Raw genomic sequence first — 21,839 nt, 5'->3', positions numbered from 1 at the left:
ATTCATGAGACATGAACCTCCTTGTGGATAGTTGTGGCACATCTATTTTAACCAAGGAATCGGGTTCATGTCTCCTTTTTTGTTTGGTTGTAAATTTATGTTAGCGAATTTGCTCATCTACAGTTAATTTATTGAACATGTTTGTCGCGCAAGAACAGTATATGCTTTGCAGCGAATGACAATTATGTTATCACTCTAATTTAAAGTTTGAACAACAGTGAAAAATGATACTCTTTCATAGAACAAATTTACTGAGAACACGGTTATTTGAAGTAACAGTTCAATCCTTAGTAATGTCGTCACGAACTAGAAGATATAGTGAATAGGATTGAATGAATGATTTTAACGGTATTTTCAAGCTAAATGATAGAATAAATTTCTATTCTATACTTATTATAACTTATAAACAGAAATTTTCAATTATTAAAAATTTAATATAATATTGACAATATAATAATTTTTTATAAAATAAAAGTAGAGGTTTGCAATATTTTATTGCAACACCTTATTTTGGGTGTTTGGGGAGGTGTGGAAAATGAAAAAAGAACAAAAAATCAAAATCATTAAAGGTCAACCAGTGATTTCTGTTCTTTCTCTTTAATGTAAAGAGAATGAATGCATTTGAGGGTGAATCTCTCTTACATTTCCTCAACACGAGGGAGTGGATCTAGGGAAATTCGCCCTCCAATTTTTTACTCATTAATCAATCATGGAGAGGATTCAGTATGCAATCACAAGAGATTCAGATAATGTTATCAAGCCAACTTTTGGAGAGGCTAAATAAGATTTGTAGACAAAAAGGAATTGGTATGCTTGATTTAATACCTTTAATTATTAGCTATGGGCTAGACTATGAGGAAGTATTGTTTCAAATCGATACTCACATAAAGAAGCAGGAATCTGAATTGGTAGAGCGGTTGCAAGACCTTGGGTATATAGAGTAATAAACAAAAAAATATTTAGGTGGTTGTTAGAATTATGATACGTTGGGCAGTTGTCGGTGCAGCAGGTGTTGTAGGCAAGCATCATATACGTTCTATTCTAGATGACGACAAAAGCACTTTAATTGCAATTTGTGACACCAATGTTGTTAAGGGAAGAGAATTGTCAGAAACTTTACAGGTAGACTGGTATGCTGATTTGGATTCCTTGCTCACAGAAAAGGGACATCAATTGGATGCCGTATCGATTTGTACTCCGCATTATTTGCATTATGAGCAAGTTGCGGCGTGTATTGCCTCCGGAAAACATGTACTTGTGGAAAAACCTTTGGCTATTTCATCAGAAAAGGCTTTCGAACTTGTACAATTTGCTGATCGACAAGGTGTATTACTGAGTACAATTCAGCAATATCGTTGCAGACCGGAAATAATGAAAGCAAAACAGATTATGGATTCTGGACAAATAGGGGATTTATACCGAGCTCATGCGGTACATACCACATTTCGCACTGAGTATTATTTTCGCAGTGCCCCTTGGCGTTCCTCTAAACAGTATGCTGGAGCAGGAGTAATAATGAATCAGGCTCCGCATATGATTGACTTAATGTTATGGTTTATGGGAGTCCCTAAAAGGGTGACAGCAGTAAGTGGTACGGTCAGACATAATATTGAAGTAGATGATATTGTTTCTGTCATATTTGATTATGGGAATGGTATCCAATCTACTATTCATTGCAATACGGTGCAAATTCCAGGGCAGAGCTATATTGAACTGTTTGGAGATAAGGGGAATTTGCATGTGGAGCGAGATAAGTTGTCAAAATCATTATTAAATTGTGATATTAACGTGTTTATCAAAAGAGATCAATCTCACATCTACGCCATGCCTGAAGCAGTAACAGAAGATATACCAATTAACAAAGTAGAAAATCAAACTTATCATGGGGCTATTTTTTCAGATTTTTCCAAGGCAGTCACGGGAGAAGGAAAGCCGATAGTAACGGCAAGAGAAGCCTATCAATTGGTAGGTATTTTAGAAGCTATTATTGAATCTTCCCAAAAGGGAGTAGCAGTAGAATTGGAGTTAAAAATCTAATGAAAAAAGTATTGTATATTGCTTACTTCTTTCCACCTGTTAGCGGTGCAGGTGTGCAACGTTCTTTAAAATTCAGTAAATATCTTCAACTATACGGCTGGCATCCGATAATCGTGACTGTCAAAAATTCTACCTATCCCCTCGAAGATATGTCGCTTTTAAAAGATTGTATGGATAACATGGAGATTGTTCGGGTCAATTCACCTTTGGAGTCGATTTTCAGGGATGGTAAAGCTCCAAAGTATTTACGTCCCTTACTTAATTATCCTGATCGTCATTGGGGGTTTGCTCTACAGGCATTTTTAAAAGCAAGAAAATATATGAAAAGTGTAGATGCCATTATTACAACTTCTTCTCCTGTAAGCTCTCATTTGGCTGGATATCTTTTAAAGACTTTGTACGGAGTACCATGGGTGGCTGATTTTCGAGATCCATGGACAATGAATCCGTTTTACAAACCTTATACTAGAGTCCACAATTGGTTGGATAAAAAATTGGAAAAGGCCATTATCCGCAAAGCTGATTTTCTAATTATAACTACTTTTGATAAGGAACATCATTTTGTGGAAAGACCACCAGATGGAAAATGCCTGTCAATTCCAAATGGTTATGATGAGCAAGATTTTATAAATATTAACATTTCAAGACAGAAGAAGGGTGTATTTACTATCGGTTATAACGGTGGATTATACGATGATGTGGTTACAGAGACTTTTTTCAAAGGATTTCGACAATTTATTAATAACTATCATCTTACTCCAGATCATGTAAAACTAAGTATTTATGGATATTTACGTGATCCCCAAGTTCAGGAAAAATTGAAAGATATCAGTGAGTATGTAGAATTTCATGGATTTATTGAACATAAAGCCAGTATTCAAGCACTTTATCAAACAGATGTATTACTATTATTAACACGTGTCGGTCCTCATAATTCTGATTATGATAATTGTATTCCAGGTAAAACGTTTGAGTACTTACGAAGTGGACAACCCATTTTACATGTTGCCCAAAAGGAATGTTTTGTGTCAAATATTATTCGAGAATTTGAACAAGGGGTTAATGCTTTTCAAATCGAGGATGTTATTGAAGCGCTGAATAAGTTATATACAGATTGGAAAGCGGGTCAACTTATAAACCGAGTAGATCCTAGAATTTTATTATTTGAGCGCCGCGAATTGACAAAACAGCTTGCGGGTGTTTTAGATCACGTGACGGCCTATCAACACTTGGGAGAGAGGAAGGTGACTGGTGAACAAGTATAATCAAATTCTACAAGATGCGGTATCTTGGCTTAAGGAAGCTCAAGATAGATCAGGCAGTGATGGAATTGCGGGATGGTACGATTTCAGAAAACAGCAATATTCTGCGGCTTACCCCGAGACGACAGGATATATTATAGGAACCCTTTTACGTTACGGACAGGCATATGAGGATGAAGAAGCTATTTCACGTGCAATTAGGGCTGCAAAATGGTTAATCGAGATACAGGATCAAGAAGGTTGGATTCCTGCAGGTTTAATTGATGCAAAACAAGGACCAGCTGTGTTTAATACTGGAATGGTATTACAAGGATTATTAGATGTTTATGTCTATACAGGAGACAGTTATTTTTTAAGTGCTGCATGTAAAGCGGGAGATTGGTTGTTACATCATCAAGAAGAAAACGGTGCTTGGATTGAAACTTCTGCATATACTGACCGTGAGTCACTAGCTTACCATGTTTTAATTGCATGGGTATTGTTTCGTTTAACTGAGATAGTGGATGATCCGCGATACTGCAAAGCTGCAGAAAAGAATGTAGATTGGTGTCTTGAATTACAGCGGGAGAATGGATATTTTGAAAAAAATCATCTTGGACGCTTTCGTTATGCTTTGACGCATACCATTGGATATGTATTGCAAGGTTTGGCAGAAAGCTCGGTTTACTATCGAAAAACAGATTGCCTACATGCAGTAGAGAAAGTGCTTGTACAAATTGATACTTTAACGGACGAGGATGGTTTTTTATCGGGGGAAATTGATAGTTCATGGAAACCGATTCGATCATGGGCCTGTTTGACAGGAAATGCTCAGATTGCGGGTGTAGCTATGAGAATGAGAGTGTTAGGTGCCCGCTCATTTGAACATTTAGCCAAGCGATTGAATCATTTTTGTTGTCAAGTCTACGGAGCATATGCTAGTAAACGACCGGCAGGGTTACATGGATGCCATCCTGTTGTTGAAGATGGCTATATGTTCAGTCGTGTACCTAATTGGGCTGTAAAGTATCTTATCGATAGTCTTATGCTTGAATTAGGGGGAGGGAAATATGACATTTGCCATACATAGAGTTAAAGTAAAGGATTTACTTGCGTTTGCACAAGAGGTGTTACAGAAAGCAGGTTTAGAATTTGAGGATGCAGCAATAACGGCTGATGTACTAGTTGCTGCCGATGTATGCGGTATTAGTTCTCATGGTACGGGATTACTACCAACATATGTGCGTAGGCTTCAGCAAGGAGGGATTCGTGCTGAAGCTAAACCAAAGGAGGTATGGAGAAAAGCAGGTCAACTCCTAGTTGATGCCTATGGAGCAATGGGACCTGTCACGGCTGTACAAGCTGTACACGAGGTTCTGACAAGTGCTAAGCGGTACGGTGCTGGGTTGGTGATGGTGAAAAACAGTAATCATATCGGTATGTTGGGTTATTACAGTAGAATGATTGCCGAGCAAGGTTTGATTGGCATCGTTCTAACGAACTCTGGGCCAAATGTTGCAGCATGGGGTGGTGCTGAGCCAGTACTTGGAAACAACGCTCTGTCTGTATCCGTACCGGGCAGAGACGAACCGTTATTTCTACTTGATATGGCAACAGGAGAAGTCGCGTGCGGACGTGTGCGTTTGGCTGCTCAATCAGGTGAAAAGGAAATCCCAGAAGGATGGATTCTGGATGCTAAAGGTCGTCCAAGCACTGATCCTCAAGATTTTATCAACGGTGGTGTAGTGTTACCGTTTGGTAAGCATAAAGGATTTGGAATTGGTATGTTAGTCGATTTATTGACAGGTGTAATGAGTGGTGGGCTTTTTGCATCAAAAGTGAGAAGACAGCGCGAAGATTATGCCAAAATCGCAGGATCTTCACATACTTTTATTGCTTACGACGTTACCCAGTATATGTCCCTTGAAACATTTATAGAAAGAGTCGAGGAATGGATTCATATCATTAAGTGCACAAAAAAAGCAGATGGGTTTGATGAAATCTTAATTCCAGGTGAACGTGAAATGAGAACAAAACGAATTCGAGAATCTGAGGGTGTGCCATTTGAGGAGAAGCAGCTTGTTCCTCTCATTCAGATTGCAGAAGAATTAGAGATTGAGCATCCTTTCCCATAAAGGAGCATTCCTGTAATGAGGAAAATGAGGTTTGAAACAAAAAAAGTCCCCTTGGTATGATACAGGGTGTCAAGGACTTGACCCCTAACTAATAAACCAAGGAGGACCTGATATGAATTATAACCGAATTCGAAAATTAGGCAAATCACTGAACACACGTTAATCATTGGCGTTGATATCGCGAAACACAAACACGTGGCAAGAGCTCAAGATTATCGGGGATTCGATCTATCGAAGGCCGTTATAGTTGAAAACTCAAGAACAGGGTTTCAAACGTTTTTAAATTGGGTACACACCTTGATGAACCAACATGAAAAAAGAGATGTCATCGTAGGAATGGAGCCAACCGGACACTATTGGCTGAATTTCGCTTACTTCTTACAATCACATGACATCCGATGTGTCACCGTGAACCCGATGCATGTGAAACGAAGTAAAGAGTTGGATGATAATTCTCCGACGAAAAACGACGTGAAAGATGCGAAGGTCATTGCCCAGCTCGTAAAGGATGGTCGATATTCGATCCCGATTCTTCCGGAAGGAGTTTACGCGGAATTACGTGAAGGAATGAAACTTCACGACATGGTGATGCAGGATCTACATGCACTTCAAGCCCAAGTGCACAATTGGCTGGATCGCTATTTTCCGGAGTTTCTTACGGTGTTTAAAGATTGGACCGGAAAAGCAGCGCTGCAGATTTTAAAAATGGGATGTCTTCCAAAAGAAATCGCAAAGATTCCATCCGAACGGCTTCTTTGGGAAGTGAAGAAAGTGGCCAACCGGGCAGTCGGAATGAAGCGAATTGAGCAGTTAAAAGAGGTGGCAAAAGCCTCCATTGGGCTTCAAACGGGCACTCAAATGGCCAAAGAAGAGTTGCGTTATTTACTCGAGAAATACGAGTATTTAACTCATCGTCTAAATGAACTTGAAAAGCAGTTAAGCGAAATGGTTCAAACAATCCCAGGGGCCAAAGAGATGTGTGAGATCAAAGGCATCGGAGAAATGACGGTTGTCGGCTTTTTCGCTGAAGTGGGCGACATCAACCAATATCATCATCCACGCCAAATCATCAAACTGGCGGGGCTGAACCTAAAAAAGAATGAATCCGGTCAACACAGAGGAAAAACGATAACCCATTAACCGGTAAGCAGTCTCTTGTCGCTTTATGTAGTAAACTCATTCGAATCTTATTCGTCATTGGTCGACGTCAAATTTCGTTCAGTGAAGAGAAAATGATACAAGATATTCCACACTTAAAGACATTGCAGGAAGTCGCTTAACCTGAAAACACGTATCAAAGATAGACATCAGAAGCACGGAGAAGTCGGGCGTTATCACACCATACGGGCTTAGACCCAGTAAAGGAGCATATTCCGACCTCCACCTCATGGATAGGCTGAACGAAGGAATGTAGGAGCGAAGGACTCCGTGAGACATGGGAGGGTACACCGCCATGAGACAAGTGGAGATCCATTGGTGCGATCATAAGGAAATGTCTTCTGTTTTCAAAAAATTGGATGATGGAGTTTGTTCCACTACATTCTATCTATCCAAAAATTTATAAATATTCAATATCTATCCTTATTTCTGATGTCTACAAAACGTCTATGTTCATGAAAATCGAAGAAATTCAAAGAAAAAACGAGAAAATCGTTATTTTATAGAGGGAGGGTTATTATGAAAAAATCTATTTTTTCCGATGAAATTTCAGAAGATCTGTCTGAAGCAATTGATTTGGCTGTAAAGTATGATATAGAAGCGTTAGAATTACGTAATGTGTGGAATAAAAGCATTGTTGAAGTTAGTACATCGGAATTAGGTGAAATTAAAGCACGGATGGAAGAAAGTAATTTGTCGGTCTCCTGTATTGCTACGTTTGCCTTCAAGTGCCGCTACGATTCAGACAGTGAATTTCAAGAAAGTATGGATATTATTAAAAGAGGTTTAGAAGCTGCACAATTTCTTAATGCTAGGGTGTTAAGAGTATTTACGTTCTGGAAGCCGAATTTTGAAGTCAGTCTCGAAGAACTTGCAGAGAAAATGCGGCCTGCGGTTGAGTTGTTTCGTAATACAAACGTAATACTGGGAATTGAAAACGGTTCTCGTACTATAGTGGGCTCAACTCGTGATATCGGAGCGCTAATTGATATTATTAATGAGCCGTTTGTAGGTGTGGTTTGGGATCCTGGTAACTGTTTGTTTGGCGAACGTGAGAGCGACCCATTTCCTGAAGGCTATTCCCATATTCGTGGTAAAGTTGCACATCTCCATATTAAGGATGTAAAAGTAACTCCAGAAGGTCCAAGATATGTAGAACTGGGCAAAGGAGATATTGATTTTAGAGAAATTTTGAAACAACTAAAGAGAGACGGGTATGAAGGATATGCTTCGATTGAAACACATTGGCGTCCTAATTTTCATTTTACACGCCAGGAGCTTGATTTGCCTTATGCACATATTTCCCGTGAAGGATACGAAGCTTCTGAAATTTATTTGTCTAAATTCCGGGAGATGTGGCCAGGTGCCTAAATTGGGATTATTTACGAAATTATATCGGAATTATCCATGGCAGCAGGCAGTTAGAGATGCCTGTGATCTTGGATATGATGCACTCGAATGGATGGGGCGCTCTCCTCATTTGAATCTTAATAAAACAGCTGAAATACACGAAATTAAGCAAATGGTAAAGCAGAATGGCTTATCGATTTGTGCTATTGCTTTATATGAATGTAAAGAGATGACAACCAAAGGTTGGACAACAGAAGAAATAGATAAGTTTAAACGTGTCCTTGAAATAGCTAGTTATTGGGAATGCCATCTTCTGCGATTTGGGCCATCTAAGCCATCACCACAGGAAGCGAGAGATGAACATTGGTACAGGGCAACAGAAGTAATGCAGCAGGCATGTGAACTAGCATTATCTTATGGTATTGAAATTGGGCTTGAGATGCATGCAGGGTATCTAATTGAAAGTCCTGAGGCAGTCATTCGTTTAATTAGGTTAATTAATTTACCAAATGTAGGAATTGTTTTTGATCCTGCCAATTTGATATGTGCAGGTCTGGATTATAAAGAAGATGTAATCCTGAAAATTGCTCCTTATTTGCGTCATGTACACATTAAAGATATCAAGCACACTATCAGCGGTTTTCAGCATCAGTTACTAGGACAAGGAGATTTGGATCTTAAAGCCGTACTTAGAGGGCTTCTTATGATCGAGTATGAAGGTACAATTACAGTGGAGTCGCATGTGGCAGGTGATCCACGCTATATTGCCGAACATGAGAGGAAAGTTTTATTGCATACATGGGAGGAATTGGTGTGAAAGTGGTAGTTATGGGATTGGATGGAGCATGCTGGAGATTGTTGGATCCCTGGATAGCCAGTGGGGAATTGCCGCATCTGGCTAAACTACGTCAACGTTCATTATGGGGGGATCTAATCAGTCAGCTACCGCCTGTTACTTGTCCAAACTGGAAATGTTATTCTACTGGTCAAAACCCAGGTAAACTGGGTGTTTATTGGTGGCAGATGATAGACCGAGATAAGAGAAAGATCAAAGTTCCTAATTCCCTATCTTTTCATGGGAAGGATTACTGGGAGTATCTTAGTAAGAATGGAAAGCGCGTTGCTGTTATTAATATGCCGAGCACGTTTCCGCCAAGTCCAGTAAACGGGTATTTTATATCGGGTCACCCGATACCTGATGCGGAAAATCAAAATTATACTTATCCGGTAAGCTTAAAGCAAAAGTTATACCAACGGTACAACTATCGGATATATCCTCAATCTAAGGTATGTAGAAAATCAACGCTTGAAACACCTGAAATCCAGGATACGTTGCGTTTGATTGATGTCCGATTTGAAACTGCCTATGATTTATTGGTTGAACATGACCTTGATTTTGTGCATGTAACGACTTTTGATATCAATGTATTGCAGCACTTTTTTTGGTCAGGGGAACAAACATTAGAAGGATGGAAACGGATAGATCAGCACATTCAACGCTTTATGGATTTAGGAGTGGTTTTGATATTGATGTCAGATCATGGAAGTGCACCGATTGATTTTACTTTCAATATTAACGTTTGGCTACAAAAGCATGGTTATCTCCGTATTCATAAAGATAAACTAAAAGATTGGCAATTTGTCTCCCATTCACAACCGGGTAAAGAAGAGTTGATTGATTGGGAAAATTCACAAGCAGTTGCTACTAGTCAAGGTCCAGTTTATATTTTAAAGCATCCGTCACAACCAGATTATGAAAAACTACGCCAAGAATTAATGAGAAAACTGTCAGAAGTAAAAAACCCAGAGACAGGTGAACCAATTGCAGAGCGTGTCTATTTACGTGAGGAGTTGTATCACGGACCGTATCTTGATCAAGCACCTGATTTATTAGTTCAATTTAGGGATGGTTATGATATTAAAGACCGTATGGATGGTACAGAACTATTTACCCAGCCTCAGCATTGGCGTGCAGGCAATGCGCGTAACGGTATGTGGGTACTTTATGATCCAAATGCTTCTTATTCTCCTACCAAGATAGAGGGTGTGAACATCATTGATCTTGCTCCTACAATATTAGAATTGTTTAATTTGTCAAAGCCAGAGAATATGGATGGACAGAGTATTTTTGATAAGTTTTAGAAGGAGGTAAACTATTCATGATTGAGATTTCAGACTTTAAAAATCAAATCCTTAATCGATATGAACACTTTAAGTCTATCGAAAAGGATGAAACAAAGCTCTATAATGTTCAGAGTGAGCGCTTACAACATTTATTGTTGAATGCAATTCGCAATGTACCAGTTTACAAAGAACTAGGGATCACAGAGGAGCAGATTAAATCCAATCCGTATAAAGCTTTGGAAGAATTTCCGCTAATAACTAAACAGAGTATATTAGAGCGTTATAATGATCACGTATCTGACGAAATCGATGTAGATACTTGTTTTTCAACTAAGACTTCAGGTAGCACTGGAGTCCCATTTATTTCAATTAAGGATCAAGTGCACTTGGTGCAAGGGATGAGTAACATTATGAAGATACTAAAGGATCGCGGTTTGGAAGAAGGAACTCGCATACTTAGAATTGCTGGACGTGTGAATGGGTTGAAAGAAAAGACTGTTGAATATGGAGGTGTGTTTCGTATAGCATTTATTGGTATAAATGGCCCTCTTGAATTAATTGATCCTAAAATGATTCGTCAAGTAGTAGAATATCGTCCAGAAGTAATTAGTGGTCATGGTTCTGAAATCTTGCTTCTCTACAAGTTGTTAGAAATACACGATTTATTAGAAGGATTAAGCAAAGTTCGATTAATTATTTGTGGCGGAGAATCCTTATCTAAATCAACACGTACGTTCCTAGAGAAAGCATTCCAAGCACAGGTGGTCGATTGTTATGGGATGCAGGAGATTGGAGATATTGCTTTCCAGTGCCCAGAATATCCTGAATATTACCATATTAACGAAGAGTCTGTATATCTTGAGTTGGTTGGTGCTAATGGGGAAAGATTAACGGAAGGGGAATACGGTGAATTTGTAGCGACAAATCTATTAAATACAACAATGCCATTTATTCGTTATCGTACAGGAGATTTCGGAATGATTTCAAAAGAGAAATGTAAGTGTGGCCGCAAAACGAGGGTTATCAAAATGATAGATGGACGAGAAATGAATCCGATTGAGCTTGGTAATGGTGATTTGTTGAATCCGTATGTACTTAAGCGTCAACTAGAAGATATTAAAGTTGCACAATATCAGATTGTACAAGATAAACCGGGGCAGGTTAGGTTAAATGTGGTGCTCGGACAAAACACAACTGAGCAAGAGGTACGAGATTATGTTGCAAAACTACATGACTGGCTGGGTAAAGAAACTGAAATTATTCTTCGCTTCTGCGAAATTGAAGATATTATAAGTCCAAATGGAAAAGTAAAAGCCTTTTTGTGTCGAGTTCCACAGAAATTAAAGTAAAAAGGTGATATAAAAAATGAGTGAACGTACAAAATTAATAATTATTGGTTTGGATTGTGCAGAACCTGATTTAGTTTTTGACATATGGAAAGGGGAATTCCCAACTCTAGAGAGATTAATGAACACGGGACAGTATTCTCGAATGAAAAGTACAATTCCACCGATTACTGTCCCTGCATGGACAGCTATGGTAACCGGCTTGAACCCAGGGCAGCTCGGGTGTTATGGCTTCCGGAACCGCAAAGATTACAGCTATGATGGATATTCTTTAGCATACTCTAATACTATTAAGGCAAAGAGGGTTTGGGAAATATTAGGGGAGCACGGGTTGAAGTCAATTATACTAGGCGTTCCGCAAACCTACCCTGTTCAACCTGCTCCAAATACTTTGCTTGTAAGTTGTTTTTTGACACCTGATACCGAGCATACATATACGTATCCGCAGTCGTTGAGTCAAGAGATTGCCGAAGTGATAGGAAAGTACCAGTTTGATATTAAAAATTTCCGTTCATCGAATTATGATGAAATTTTACAAAGTGCTTACAATATGCTAGATCAAAGATTTAAACTGGCAGAGCATTTAGTTACAACAAAAGAATGGGATTTTTTTATGATGGTAGATATTGGGTTAGATCGGATTCAGCATGCTTTCTGGAAATTTATGGACAAAAAACATGTGCTGTATGAAGAAAATCCGCAATATGCTGACGTGATCTATAATTACTACCAACGCATTGATAAGCATATTAGTCAGCTTTTAAAAAAGATTCCGGGTAATGCGAGGGTAATGGTAGTTTCTGATCATGGCGCTAAGCGAATGGATGGTGGTATCCGCATTAATGAATGGCTCATTCAAAAGGGGTATTTGAAACTTAAATCATACCCAATTACAAGGACTAGTATTCATAGTGCAGATATTGATTGGGCAAACACGAAGGCATGGGGCGACGGTGGATATTATGGGCGTATTTTTTTAAATGTTCGTGGGCGTGAGCCTGAAGGATCTCTCGCTCCGGAGGAATATGAAGAGTTCCGCAATCGATTAATTGAGGAGTTAACGAACATTAAAGATCCACATGGAAGAGAAATTGGAACTAAAGTCTTTAAGTCGGAGGAAATTTACGGGGAATGCATGAACATTGCACCTGATTTGATTGTCTATTTTGGTGATTTATATTGGCGCTCGATCGGTAGTATCGGAGATAAAGGGATTTGGACTTATGAAAACGACACTGGACCGGATGGTGCTAATCACAGTCAATACGGATTGTTTATCAGTGCGGTTAATCAGGCTGACTTTATGAATAATGACACGGGTGAACGAGAACCTATTGAAATTTATGATATAGCCCCGTCTATTTTGAAACATTTTGGAATTGCTGTACCAACTGAGATGCGGGGAAGGGCTATTTCTCTTTAGCCCTTCCTGAGGTGATTAAAGAGAGGGAATGAAGATGAGCATTCAAAATCGGAAAAGCTTTCTAAAATATGCAGTCGGATTGTTTTTGGCGACTTTTGGGTCTGGAGTATATTTTATCGCATCTACATGGATGCTCTATGATTTGACCGGGGATGCGACTTATACCGGGTTATTTGTGGGAATTGGCTTTTTGCCTGGACTTTTGTTGAATTTGTTTTTTGGTACTATTATAGATCGCTTTAACCGTAAATTATTAGCCATTTTATCCAATCTTGTGGTTACTGCAGCTACTGGAATCTTCCTAGGATTAATGCAGATTGGTATTTTACATGCCTGGACCATTATAGGACTACATATAATTGTTCAACTTTCTGTCTCACTATACAGACCAGCGACTCAGGCATTTTTGGCTGAAATTTTTGATAAAAATGAGCTTCCAAAAGTATACAGCTATACTGGAGCTATTGGAGAAACGGGATCACTGATTGGAGCGACTTTAGGTGGAATAATATTATCGTTTATCAATCCTAAATATGCGGTTTTGTTTAACGGGATTGCCTTCCTTGCTTCAGGTATTTTACTTTTTCTAATTCCGCATGTGAATCAAGAGAAAGTCTTGAATTCAAAACTTAAGAAAAGCTCCGTTATAGCAGATTTCATCGACGGATTTCAATATTTAAAGGCACATCCTTTTTTGATTCAATTATTTGTGATAATGTTTGTTGGGCAGTTAGTGTTGCACAGTAGTAATGGTCTACTATCAATCTATGTAGCGGATTTTCTTAAAAAAAGCACTTCTTTATATGGAATTTTGCAGAGTACCTTATCTATCGGTAATATTGTAGGCGGAGTTTTGACAACATGGTTCTTGTTAACTTTTAAAAACAGAATATCCATTTACTCCCTTACGACTGTGTTTATCGGTCTTTTTCTTCTTACTTTCGGGTCATATCTACCACTTGCTTTTACGGGTGTGTTTTTGATTGGTCTGGGTACTACTTGGCTTAGAGTACTGATGCAGTCCATTCAGCAGATTGTTACCGATAAAACCTACCATGGAAGAATGGCTAGTTATCGAATGGTCATTAATCAAGGTTCAGTGGTTGTTGGAGCACCGATTTTAGGGGTAATAGCAGAGAAATATGGTGCAAACGTTTCATATGGTGTCTTGCTGATTCCTGTGTTTATGGTATTATTGTTTGCCGTTTATTTTGCAAAACAAAAACAGTTTGTAAATGTGATTCAATCAATTACTCAGAAAGAAAAAAAACAGAATGCTGGGTAAACAGATGTCAGGGGGAATTTTATGGCTATCCTCATTACTGGTGGAGCAGGATACATTGGAAGCCATACCTGTGTAGAGTTGTTGAATGCAGGATATGAAGTTATTGTACTAGATTCTCTTTCTAATAGCAAAGCTGAATCATTAAAACGTGTAAAAGAAATTACAGGAAAGGAACTTAAATTTTATAAGACCGATTTGCTTAATAGACGTGAACTGGAAATGGTTTTTATAGAAAACCATATTGATACAGTGATTCATATTGCCGGTCTTAAAGCGGTTAGTGAGTCGATAAAAGTCCCTCTTCGCTACTATCATAATAATATTATTGGTACGTTGATTCTATGTGAGGTTATGCAAAAATATGGCGTTAAGAAAATTGTATTTAGTTCTTCGGCTACGGTCTATGGTGTACCCAAGCGTGTGCCAATTTCCGAAAATTTTCCGCTTAGAGCAACTAATCCCTATGGACGAACAAAATTAATGATTGAAGAGATGTTACGGGATTTGTATGTTGCTGACAATAGTTGGAGCATATCCATTTTACGTTACTTTAATCCTGTTGGGGCTCATCCAAGTCGGCGAATTGGTGAAGATCCTAATAGTGTTCCTAAAAACCTAATGACTAATATTACTCAAGTGGCTGTTGGAAAATTAAAAGAATTAATGGTGTTTGGTAATGATTATCCAACTGTTGATGGGACAGGGGTTCGCGATTATATCCATGTTGTTGATCTCGCAATTGGACATTTAAAAGCACTTGAAAAAGTATTGGAGACAACGGGTGTCGATGTATATAACCTTGGTACAGGAATAGGATATAGTGTTCTTCAGATTATTTCTATATTTGAAAAAGTAACAGGTGTAAAAATTCCTTATAAAATTGTTGAACGTCGATCAGGAGATGTGGCGATCTGCTATGCAGATCCAACAAAAGCAAAGAAAGAATTAGGATGGGTAGCTAAAAGAGAAATTGAGGAAATGTGTGCAGATTCATGGGGTTGGCAATTAAATAACCCAAACGGTTACGAGTAAAGCTTATTATTAACTGTAAACGAGCAATTACATTACAGTAATTACCATATTATAAAAAACAAACGAAAGTTCCCCTATGCATTTACAGCTATTCGACAGCGCGGCTCTTCGAATCAGTCTTTACGATTCACAGGTAAAGTGGGGATTGGCCCCATACCCGTCAAGTTAGCGGTATAAAATTTTTTAGGATGATACGCATGTTCGAAAAATCAATCAAAGGATGAAGAGAAAACCAAATGCTGGGCATGCCAAATAACCCTCAAGAAGAGGGTTATTTGGCATTTATATCCATAACCCACACTACCATATCCCCAATTTCTTTAAAAGATCCGATACCGTTTCCTCTCCTTTCCTTCGGTCTTTCCTCGCGTGTTTCCTTAACAGAGACAGGAGAGATGGAAGGGCGGTTTCCATCGCTTGGGGATGCAAAAGAAACCGATGCCAATACGATTGGAGGATATTAAGCGCTTTCCATTCACTGATCTCGATTCCCTCCCGTTGATGCCAATACCTTCGGGCTTGGAACAGAAGAGTCTGCGTGACTAAAATGGCAATCAATGTCCCATATAAGTGGCATTCGAATCGTTCCTTCTTCATCTTTTTGACACGGTCAAGGTCAAATAAGGATTTCCAGCCCTTAAATAACAGCTCCACTTGCCAGCGCAGCGAATACAGCTCATAAACTTGTTGCGCATCAAACGATTCTTGTGGTAAATTGGTCAGTAAGATGTGATATTTTTTTGTTCAAGGGTTTGGCGTGACAGCGCCTTCCCTTTCTTTTTTCCTTTTTCCGCACGTACGCCAGCCGTTTTTCCCATTCTTCCGCCGTGAGACGGCGAAAAATCAGACGCGGAACATACAGGCGTTGGTGTCCGATATACACGTGTTCCACTTCCACGGCTTCCCCCTCGCCCAATCGATTCCCAATCCCATTCGTGCCACTCCCCGTCCTGTTTGATATAGACTTTGATATCGGAACGCAACCGGGTAATATAATAAGCACCTCGAGCATCGATCTCCGCCAGCGTGGCGAGTGAAAAAAACCCCAGATCCCGAATGCAAAGGTCATTCGGTAAAATCGTGTGCTGGGTATGATAAGCAAAGCGGGCATCGGAATCATTGGCCTGTTGGACGCACAGCTGAAGACAGGTTCCCGATAACAGCTCATACTCAAATTGGATTTTGGCGCCAGATGAAACCGAACCTTGATAGTCCTCACCATAGTCGGCTGGAAGTAAAAAACTGGTAGAGTCTAAGATCCGCAGACGGGTGAAACAAGCGCGATACGTTTCGGTGATGGAAGAGAGTGACGGACGTTGATGCATCAGGAGAGTAAAAAAGACCTCTTTTAAAAACGCCACGGCACGAGGCGTAAACCGCTGATTCAGTCCTTCATTCGAGAGAGCAATCATGCCAGAGCGCCAAATCGGCACACAACCGCTGAAGCGACTGACAGGCGAGCGATCCGTCTCCCCAAGCACATAGCGTCAGAAAGGCTTCCGCTGTTAATGAACGCTGCCGCTGAATGAATCCGACTTTCCGTGCCAGACGGGTCAGTTCTTCAGAGGAGAAGAGTTGACGAATCGTTTTTATCCATGCCTTCATCTTTTTTGCCATCAAAAAATAATCCTTTCCAACGATGATTTTCGTTAGAAAGGATATCATGTTTTTGGCGCTGAAAAAAGATCAAATTCTTAACTTGATGGCTATGGGGCGAAACATCCGATTTTTACCCCAGCTGCCTTAGAAGCGATTGCCCTGCATTCGCAGGGGTGGCCGCGGATCATCAACAACCTCGCCACCACTCGCCTGTTATACGGCGCTCAATTAAAAAAACATATGATTGACGAAGACATTGTGCGTATGGCAGCCGAAGAAATGGGGTACTGACACAGCAGGGGCTGATCGGCCCCTGTTATGTTTCATCCCGATCCATCCTCATTCTAGTTAATCATCCGAAATAATGTGCAAACGTTCGGAAATAATCTGCAAAACCTGGAATAATTCGCAAAGATTTTGCACATTATTTCCGAATCCGTCCGAAATAATTTGGGTTCATCACCAAATTTTGTGATTTAGTGACAAAAAAGAGAAAGCACTGACGAAATCCTGGCAATAATGTTAGCGGTGAAATAAACATTAAGGAGGTCTCGTAAGTGCTTTCTATATCACTAGAATTGCCAGAATTTAAAGTTATTAAACAAGAACTTCTTTCCTATGGTTATGCGATTCATGTAGAGAAAACAGAGGCACAGGAACGTTGCCCTCATTGTGGGTTTGCCACTTCCTCTGTCCACGACAGACGGACAAGAAAAGTACGGGATTTGGCGATTTTCCATCAACCGGTGTACTTGTTCGTAAAGGTAAAGCGCTATCGGTGCTGGAATTGTTCCCAAGTGTTTTCCGCCTCTTTGGAATCGATTCAACCCAATCAACACTACACCAATCGATTTTGTGAGTACTTGTATGAACTTTGTGAAGGCTCCACCATTCAAGAGGTTAGCCGAAAGCACCGCATCCCATATACGACATTGGAACGCATCTATTACTCCATCGCATCGAAAAAAGCAAAAGAGCGCCAAGCAGCAAAGGGGGCATCTTTTCAGGAAGGGATGGTGCTTAGCTTAGATGAAATCGCGGTAAAAAAGGGACATCAGTATGAAACCGTATTGATGGATGCCAAAGCCGGATCGGTCATGGGAATGCATGCCGATCGCCAATGTGACTGCGCCATCAACTTGTTGAGCCAAAATGTCCTGTCGAAAGAAATGGTCCAAACGGTGATTCTTGACATGTGGGAACCTTATCATAAGGCGGTTCGTGCCCTGTTTCCATCTGCTTCGATTGTCATCGATAAGTACCATGTGGTTCAAAAAGTGACACAAGCCTTGGATCAAGCAAGAAAGGAATTTTCTCCATTGAAAAAGGCTCGATATCTTCTCTTAAAAGGATGTGAAAAGCTTCGTAAGGACCAACGGCTTCGATTAGACGATATCTTGGAGGAGTATCCGGCACTTTCCATTGCTTATTATCTGAAAGAGTTGTTTCGGGATTTTTACCGAACCGATGAATATAACGAAGCAAAGGAACGCTTGGAAGAATGGATTCAGTTAGCCAAACAGAGCCCTTTTGCTTCTTTTCAGGAAGCAGCCAACATGCTTGAAAGGTGGAAGGAGCCTATTCTTTCCTACTTTTTGTGCCCATATACCAATGCCCGAATCGAGGGGACGAATCACAAGATCAAAAACATCAAACGCCGAGCATATGGCTATCGAAATCGAGAACGGTTTCGTTTGCGTGTATTTCTGGAGTGTACAGGGAACACTACAGGTAGTCGGGCTGCTTAAGTGCCCCTTCTTCCACTATCGGTATGATAGTTGGTAGAATGGAACCCGTCAAGGAAAGCACTTGACTGTTTCCATTCTACCAACTTCGTGGTCTGTATGCGGAAGAAGGATTCTGACTGATGAACCTATTTCATCCAGCTAACATGTTTCTAGGATTGAGTAGAAATCACAGAAAATGGTGAAGACCCATAATTTGAAAAAGGGATTCTGAAATAATGTGCTAATTTACACTAAAAGTATACCGAATGTCGACTGGGCAAATCAACTGGAAAGTGTCATTCGTCAGTTTGTAAAGGAAAAATTAGAACTGATCATGCGGGAAGAAATCAAACATTTCCTCGAAATCGAACAGGCGGACACATCCAATATGAGAAACGGCTACTATCAACGAAATCTAGATACACAATATGGCCGAATTGAAGGACTTTTGGTGCCAAGAGACCGAAACGGAGAATTTCAAACGCAGTTGTTTGCCCCTTATCAACGCCACACCGGCTGGCTGGAGGAAGCCATCATTAGGATGTATCAAAGTGGCATGAGTACACGGGAAATTGGCAAGTTTATTGAACGAATTTTAGGCAATGCCTATTCTCCTGCAACGATCAGCCGTATTACCGATGTCGTGAAAGAAGACATCGAGAAATGGCACCATCGTCCACTATCCAAACGTTATTCTGTCTTATATTTGGACGGCTTGTACGTGAAATGGTATTATGTCAAGAAAATAGACACATAAAATGGAGAAACATTTTAACTCCTACTACCGCACTTCGTTTGGTGGCCTCTTGAGAAGGAGAACGGTTGGTAAACCATTCCCCTTCTCAAGAGGATTAAGAAACCGCCATATCGTTACTCATTCAGAGAAGGATTGTTTTTTGTCGTGTTGATGCAGCTTCTCATATGCCATCAGAGACATGTACTCGTTAGCGGAATGAATTCGCTGCGAGTTATAAAAACACTCAATATATTCAAAAATCCGATGTTTGGCCTCTTCCCTTGTTGTAAAGGTCTCGTGGAAAATCAGTTCCTTTTTGATGATGCTGTGAAACGATTCCGCACATGCATTATCATAACAGTTTCCCTTTCGACTCATGCTCGTCTGCATTCCGTATTTCCTCAACATGGCTTGGTATTCATTCGATGCATACTGGCTCCCTTGATCCGAATGGTGAATCAGACCTGGTTGGGGCTTTCTCTGGTTGATGGCTCGGCTTAGTGCTTTGATCACTAACTCTTTTGTCATTCGCTCGGAAAGATACCAGCCAACGATTTTACGAGAAAACAAATCCATGATGGATGCTAAATACAGCCAGCCTTCTTTCGTCCAAATATAGGTGATATCCGCCACCCATACTTTGTTTGGCTTATCCACTTCAAACTGCTGATGTAATAAGTTGGGATACACAGGCAAATGATGCTTCGAATTCGTGGTGGCTTTATATTTTTTCTTCGTTTTGGAACGAATGTCATCGTCTTTCATGATTCTTGCGACGGTTTTCTGAGAGACCTTTACTCCTTGTTTCTGAAGGATTTTTGTGATTTTTGGACTGCCATATGTTTCTCTGGACTCGATATGAATCTTTTTGATTTGCTTTTTCAACGCTTCCTGTCTTTTCTTTTGTTGACTTTCTGGCCGTTTGGCCCATGCATAGTATCCACTTCTTGAAACACCTAGGACTTCACACATCTTCGCCACACGAAACTCCTTTCGATGCGTATGAATGAATGCATAAATTACTTCTGGTTTTTGGCGAAGATGCCCATGGCCTTTTTTAAGATCGCGTTTTCCTCCTCTAAGTCACGAATGCGTTTTTGCAGTTCACGCTTTTCGCGATCTTCTGGCTTGAGGTTCCCGCTTCCGACAAAGCTATGTTCCGCATCATTTTTATAATCTGCTACCCACTTATGAAGGGTTTTTGGTGAAATATCTAGTTGTCTAGCTGTTTCAGCGACTGCTTTCCCTTCCTCTAGCACTAATTTAACTGCGTGTACTTTGAATTCTTTGTCAAAACGTCTTGTCATTATAGACACTCCTCATGTTTGATAGATTTACTATACATTTCTCTATTCGTTGTGTCTATAATCTAGACTAACATCAAAACTTCGCCGCGATACGGTAGAGAAAGAAGTCATTTATGTGGTGTTTGGAGTGAATGAAGAAGGGTATCGCGAAATTCTGGATTTCTTCGTGGGAGGACAAGAAAGCGCCTATGTATGGCAGAAAATTCTCCAACAGCTCTATCAAAGAGGCGTCAAGGAAGTGCTTCTGGGCGTATTCGATGGACTACCGGGGTTGGAGGAAGCCTTTAAGGCAGTTTATCCGAAAGCCGATGTGCAGTGTTGTGTCGTTCACAAAGTACGTAATACCTTAAATCGTGTTCGGAAAAAAGATCAATTCGACGTGGCAGAGGGTCTCAAACTGATTTATCGTGCACCGAATAAGGAGATGGCGTTACAGATGTTTCAACAGTTTGAGTCGAAATGGTCAAGCAAGTATCCGAGAGAAGTTCAATCTTGGGCCAATGAGTTGGATGTCCTCCTTACATTTATGGATTATCCAAGCAGTATTCGAAGTGTGATTTATACGACGAATGCCATTGAACGAACGATCAAGGAGATTCGGAAACGTCTCAAGCCGATGAACAGTTTGAGTAGTTTAGAAGCCGCTGAAAAAGTCGTGTATTTGACCATCCAAGATTTTAATGAGAAATGGGCAGGACGAAAGTTGCGAGGATTTGCCGAAGCACATGAAGCCCTTCAACGAATGTTTGAAGAACGTTACAGTTAACCAAATAATGTAAATTAGTGAGATAAGGGGATTCTCCCTTTCCACACAAGAGACTGAATATTCAGTCTCTTGTGTGGAGGAAACCAGTCTCCCCTCTATTCTAAAATCTATTTCAGAGATACCCTATCTATTTTACATTACACAAAATTCTTGACGGTACCGAACTAATGAACAATACTTATGTACAATGTTGCATAATCACATGGGACAGCTTTTTATTTTTTTAGTTAAATTATCTAAATATTCAAATATAAAAATAGCGATGACCACGCCGATATGAAATATAGTGGACGTATGGGGATATAAGCGATAAGTTAAAAAATACTCATCTTCGGAGAACGATCTATTATCATTCGACAGGCATGTATAAAAAAGGATTTTATAAAAAATATAGAATTTAAAAATCGTAAGCGTTTGAAAGGAGATGAGGAAGAGATGGATAAGCAGTAACTATTCAGCCACATCATAAAGTGAGCTGAATATTTTTTGCTTTTCCTGTCTATGATGTGAATATTGATAGACAAGGAGGTGAATCACATGTTGACGGTACAACAAGCTGTATTTACAGTTGAG

17 protein-coding genes and 5 pseudogenes are annotated in these 21,839 nt (G+C 39.9%); 18 read left to right on the top strand and 4 right to left on the bottom strand.

The window, feature by feature from the left end:
* Positions 1–725: 725 nt before the first annotated feature.
* The 14 genes and pseudogenes from K1I43_RS14790 (at position 726) to K1I43_RS15755 (ending at position 15,595) form a co-directional block, all read left to right on the top strand.
* Positions 726–944 carry a hypothetical protein gene (locus K1I43_RS14790; RefSeq protein WP_042896096.1) on the top strand — a complete coding sequence of 73 codons (219 nt, stop codon included), beginning with the start codon at positions 726–728 and terminating at the stop codon, positions 942–944.
* A gap of 34 nt (positions 945–978) precedes the next feature.
* Positions 979–2,037, top strand: coding sequence for a Gfo/Idh/MocA family protein (locus tag K1I43_RS14785; RefSeq protein ID WP_136260478.1), 1,059 nt, complete (start codon positions 979–981; stop codon positions 2,035–2,037).
* A complete protein-coding gene (locus tag K1I43_RS14780) occupies positions 2,037–3,302 on the top strand; it encodes a glycosyltransferase family 4 protein (RefSeq protein ID WP_136260479.1) in 1,266 nt (421 codons plus the stop codon). The genes K1I43_RS14785 and K1I43_RS14780 overlap by 1 nt, the downstream gene beginning before the upstream one ends.
* Positions 3,289–4,368: a beta-L-arabinofuranosidase domain-containing protein gene (locus K1I43_RS14775; RefSeq protein ID WP_168707740.1), complete on the top strand. Its 1,080-nt coding sequence runs from the start codon at positions 3,289–3,291 to the stop codon at positions 4,366–4,368. The genes K1I43_RS14780 and K1I43_RS14775 overlap by 14 nt, the downstream gene beginning before the upstream one ends.
* On the top strand, positions 4,349–5,413 hold the full coding sequence (locus K1I43_RS14770; RefSeq protein ID WP_136260481.1) for an Ldh family oxidoreductase: 1,065 nt from the start codon (positions 4,349–4,351) through the stop codon (positions 5,411–5,413). The genes K1I43_RS14775 and K1I43_RS14770 overlap by 20 nt, the downstream gene beginning before the upstream one ends.
* Positions 5,414–5,525: 112 nt before the next feature.
* Positions 5,526–6,693 (top strand): annotated as a pseudogene (locus tag K1I43_RS14765) (IS110 family RNA-guided transposase).
* A 397-nt stretch (positions 6,694–7,090) separates the two neighbouring features.
* Entirely contained in the window at positions 7,091–7,942 is an 852-nt protein-coding gene (locus K1I43_RS14760) for a sugar phosphate isomerase/epimerase family protein (protein ID WP_006322444.1), read from the top strand.
* Positions 7,935–8,738 (top strand): sugar phosphate isomerase/epimerase family protein, encoded by an 804-nt coding sequence (locus K1I43_RS14755; RefSeq protein WP_006322445.1) that lies wholly within the window; start codon positions 7,935–7,937, stop codon positions 8,736–8,738. Before K1I43_RS14760 ends, K1I43_RS14755 begins: the two co-directional genes overlap by 8 nt.
* Complete coding sequence (locus tag K1I43_RS14750) at positions 8,735–10,063, top strand: alkaline phosphatase family protein (RefSeq protein ID WP_168707741.1); 1,329 nt, start codon at positions 8,735–8,737, stop codon at positions 10,061–10,063. The genes K1I43_RS14755 and K1I43_RS14750 overlap by 4 nt, the downstream gene beginning before the upstream one ends.
* A gap of 17 nt (positions 10,064–10,080) precedes the next feature.
* Positions 10,081–11,394, top strand: a complete 1,314-nt coding sequence (locus tag K1I43_RS14745; RefSeq protein WP_136260482.1) for a phenylacetate--CoA ligase family protein — start codon at positions 10,081–10,083, stop codon at positions 11,392–11,394.
* A gap of 16 nt (positions 11,395–11,410) precedes the next feature.
* Entirely contained in the window at positions 11,411–12,814 is a 1,404-nt protein-coding gene (locus K1I43_RS14740) for an alkaline phosphatase family protein (RefSeq protein WP_136260483.1), read from the top strand.
* Between the two features lie 34 nt (positions 12,815–12,848).
* Positions 12,849–14,099, top strand: a complete 1,251-nt coding sequence (locus tag K1I43_RS14735) for an MFS transporter (protein WP_168707742.1) — start codon at positions 12,849–12,851, stop codon at positions 14,097–14,099.
* 21 nt (positions 14,100–14,120) lie between these two features.
* Entirely contained in the window at positions 14,121–15,131 is a 1,011-nt protein-coding gene (gene galE / locus K1I43_RS14730; RefSeq protein WP_136260484.1) for a UDP-glucose 4-epimerase GalE, read from the top strand.
* Between the two features lie 236 nt (positions 15,132–15,367).
* Positions 15,368–15,595 carry a hypothetical protein gene (locus tag K1I43_RS15755; RefSeq protein WP_211278792.1) on the top strand — a complete coding sequence of 76 codons (228 nt, stop codon included), beginning with the start codon at positions 15,368–15,370 and terminating at the stop codon, positions 15,593–15,595.
* 139 nt (positions 15,596–15,734) lie between these two features.
* Here the strand turns inward: K1I43_RS15755 and K1I43_RS15900 are convergent.
* From K1I43_RS15900 to K1I43_RS15740, 3 genes and pseudogenes are all read right to left on the bottom strand, one after another.
* A pseudogene (locus K1I43_RS15900) lies at positions 15,735–15,797 on the bottom strand (hypothetical protein); the annotation flags it as partial.
* A 53-nt stretch (positions 15,798–15,850) separates the two neighbouring features.
* Entirely contained in the window at positions 15,851–16,543 is a 693-nt protein-coding gene (locus K1I43_RS15745) for an IS4 family transposase (protein WP_240688467.1), read from the bottom strand.
* Positions 16,524–16,748 carry a hypothetical protein gene (locus K1I43_RS15740; RefSeq protein WP_240688469.1) on the bottom strand — a complete coding sequence of 75 codons (225 nt, stop codon included), beginning with the start codon at positions 16,746–16,748 and terminating at the stop codon, positions 16,524–16,526. The genes K1I43_RS15745 and K1I43_RS15740 overlap by 20 nt, the downstream gene beginning before the upstream one ends.
* Positions 16,749–16,841: 93 nt before the next feature.
* On the opposite strand from K1I43_RS15740, the pseudogene K1I43_RS14720 reads away from it, so the two are divergent.
* The 3 genes and pseudogenes from K1I43_RS14720 to K1I43_RS14710 form a co-directional block, all read left to right on the top strand.
* A pseudogene (locus tag K1I43_RS14720) lies at positions 16,842–17,021 on the top strand (AAA family ATPase); the annotation flags it as partial.
* A 266-nt stretch (positions 17,022–17,287) separates the two neighbouring features.
* Positions 17,288–18,478 carry an ISL3 family transposase gene (locus K1I43_RS14715; protein WP_136260485.1) on the top strand — a complete coding sequence of 397 codons (1,191 nt, stop codon included), beginning with the start codon at positions 17,288–17,290 and terminating at the stop codon, positions 18,476–18,478.
* Positions 18,479–18,701: 223 nt separating this feature from the next.
* A pseudogene (locus K1I43_RS14710) lies at positions 18,702–19,184 on the top strand (IS256 family transposase); the annotation flags it as partial.
* A 147-nt stretch (positions 19,185–19,331) separates the two neighbouring features.
* Here K1I43_RS14710 and K1I43_RS14705 read toward each other — a convergent pair.
* Positions 19,332–20,500 (bottom strand): IS3 family transposase gene (locus K1I43_RS14705; RefSeq protein ID WP_255572305.1). Its coding sequence is split into 2 segments (ribosomal slippage): positions 19,332–20,245 and positions 20,245–20,500, totalling 1,170 coding nucleotides; the frame shifts between segments, so codons are not numbered across the junction.
* Between the two features lie 76 nt (positions 20,501–20,576).
* Here K1I43_RS14705 and K1I43_RS14700 point away from each other — a divergent pair.
* A pseudogene (locus K1I43_RS14700) lies at positions 20,577–21,266 on the top strand (IS256 family transposase); the annotation flags it as partial.
* Between the last annotated feature and the right edge of the window lie 573 nt (positions 21,267–21,839).

It is taken from the genome of Anoxybacillus sp. ST70, assembly GCF_019553625.1.
GTDB classification, from domain to species: domain Bacteria; phylum Bacillota; class Bacilli; order Bacillales; family Anoxybacillaceae; genus Anoxybacillus; species Anoxybacillus gonensis.
The sequence above is the reverse complement of the archived record's forward strand: the minus strand, read 5'-3'. Positions and strand labels throughout refer to the sequence as shown.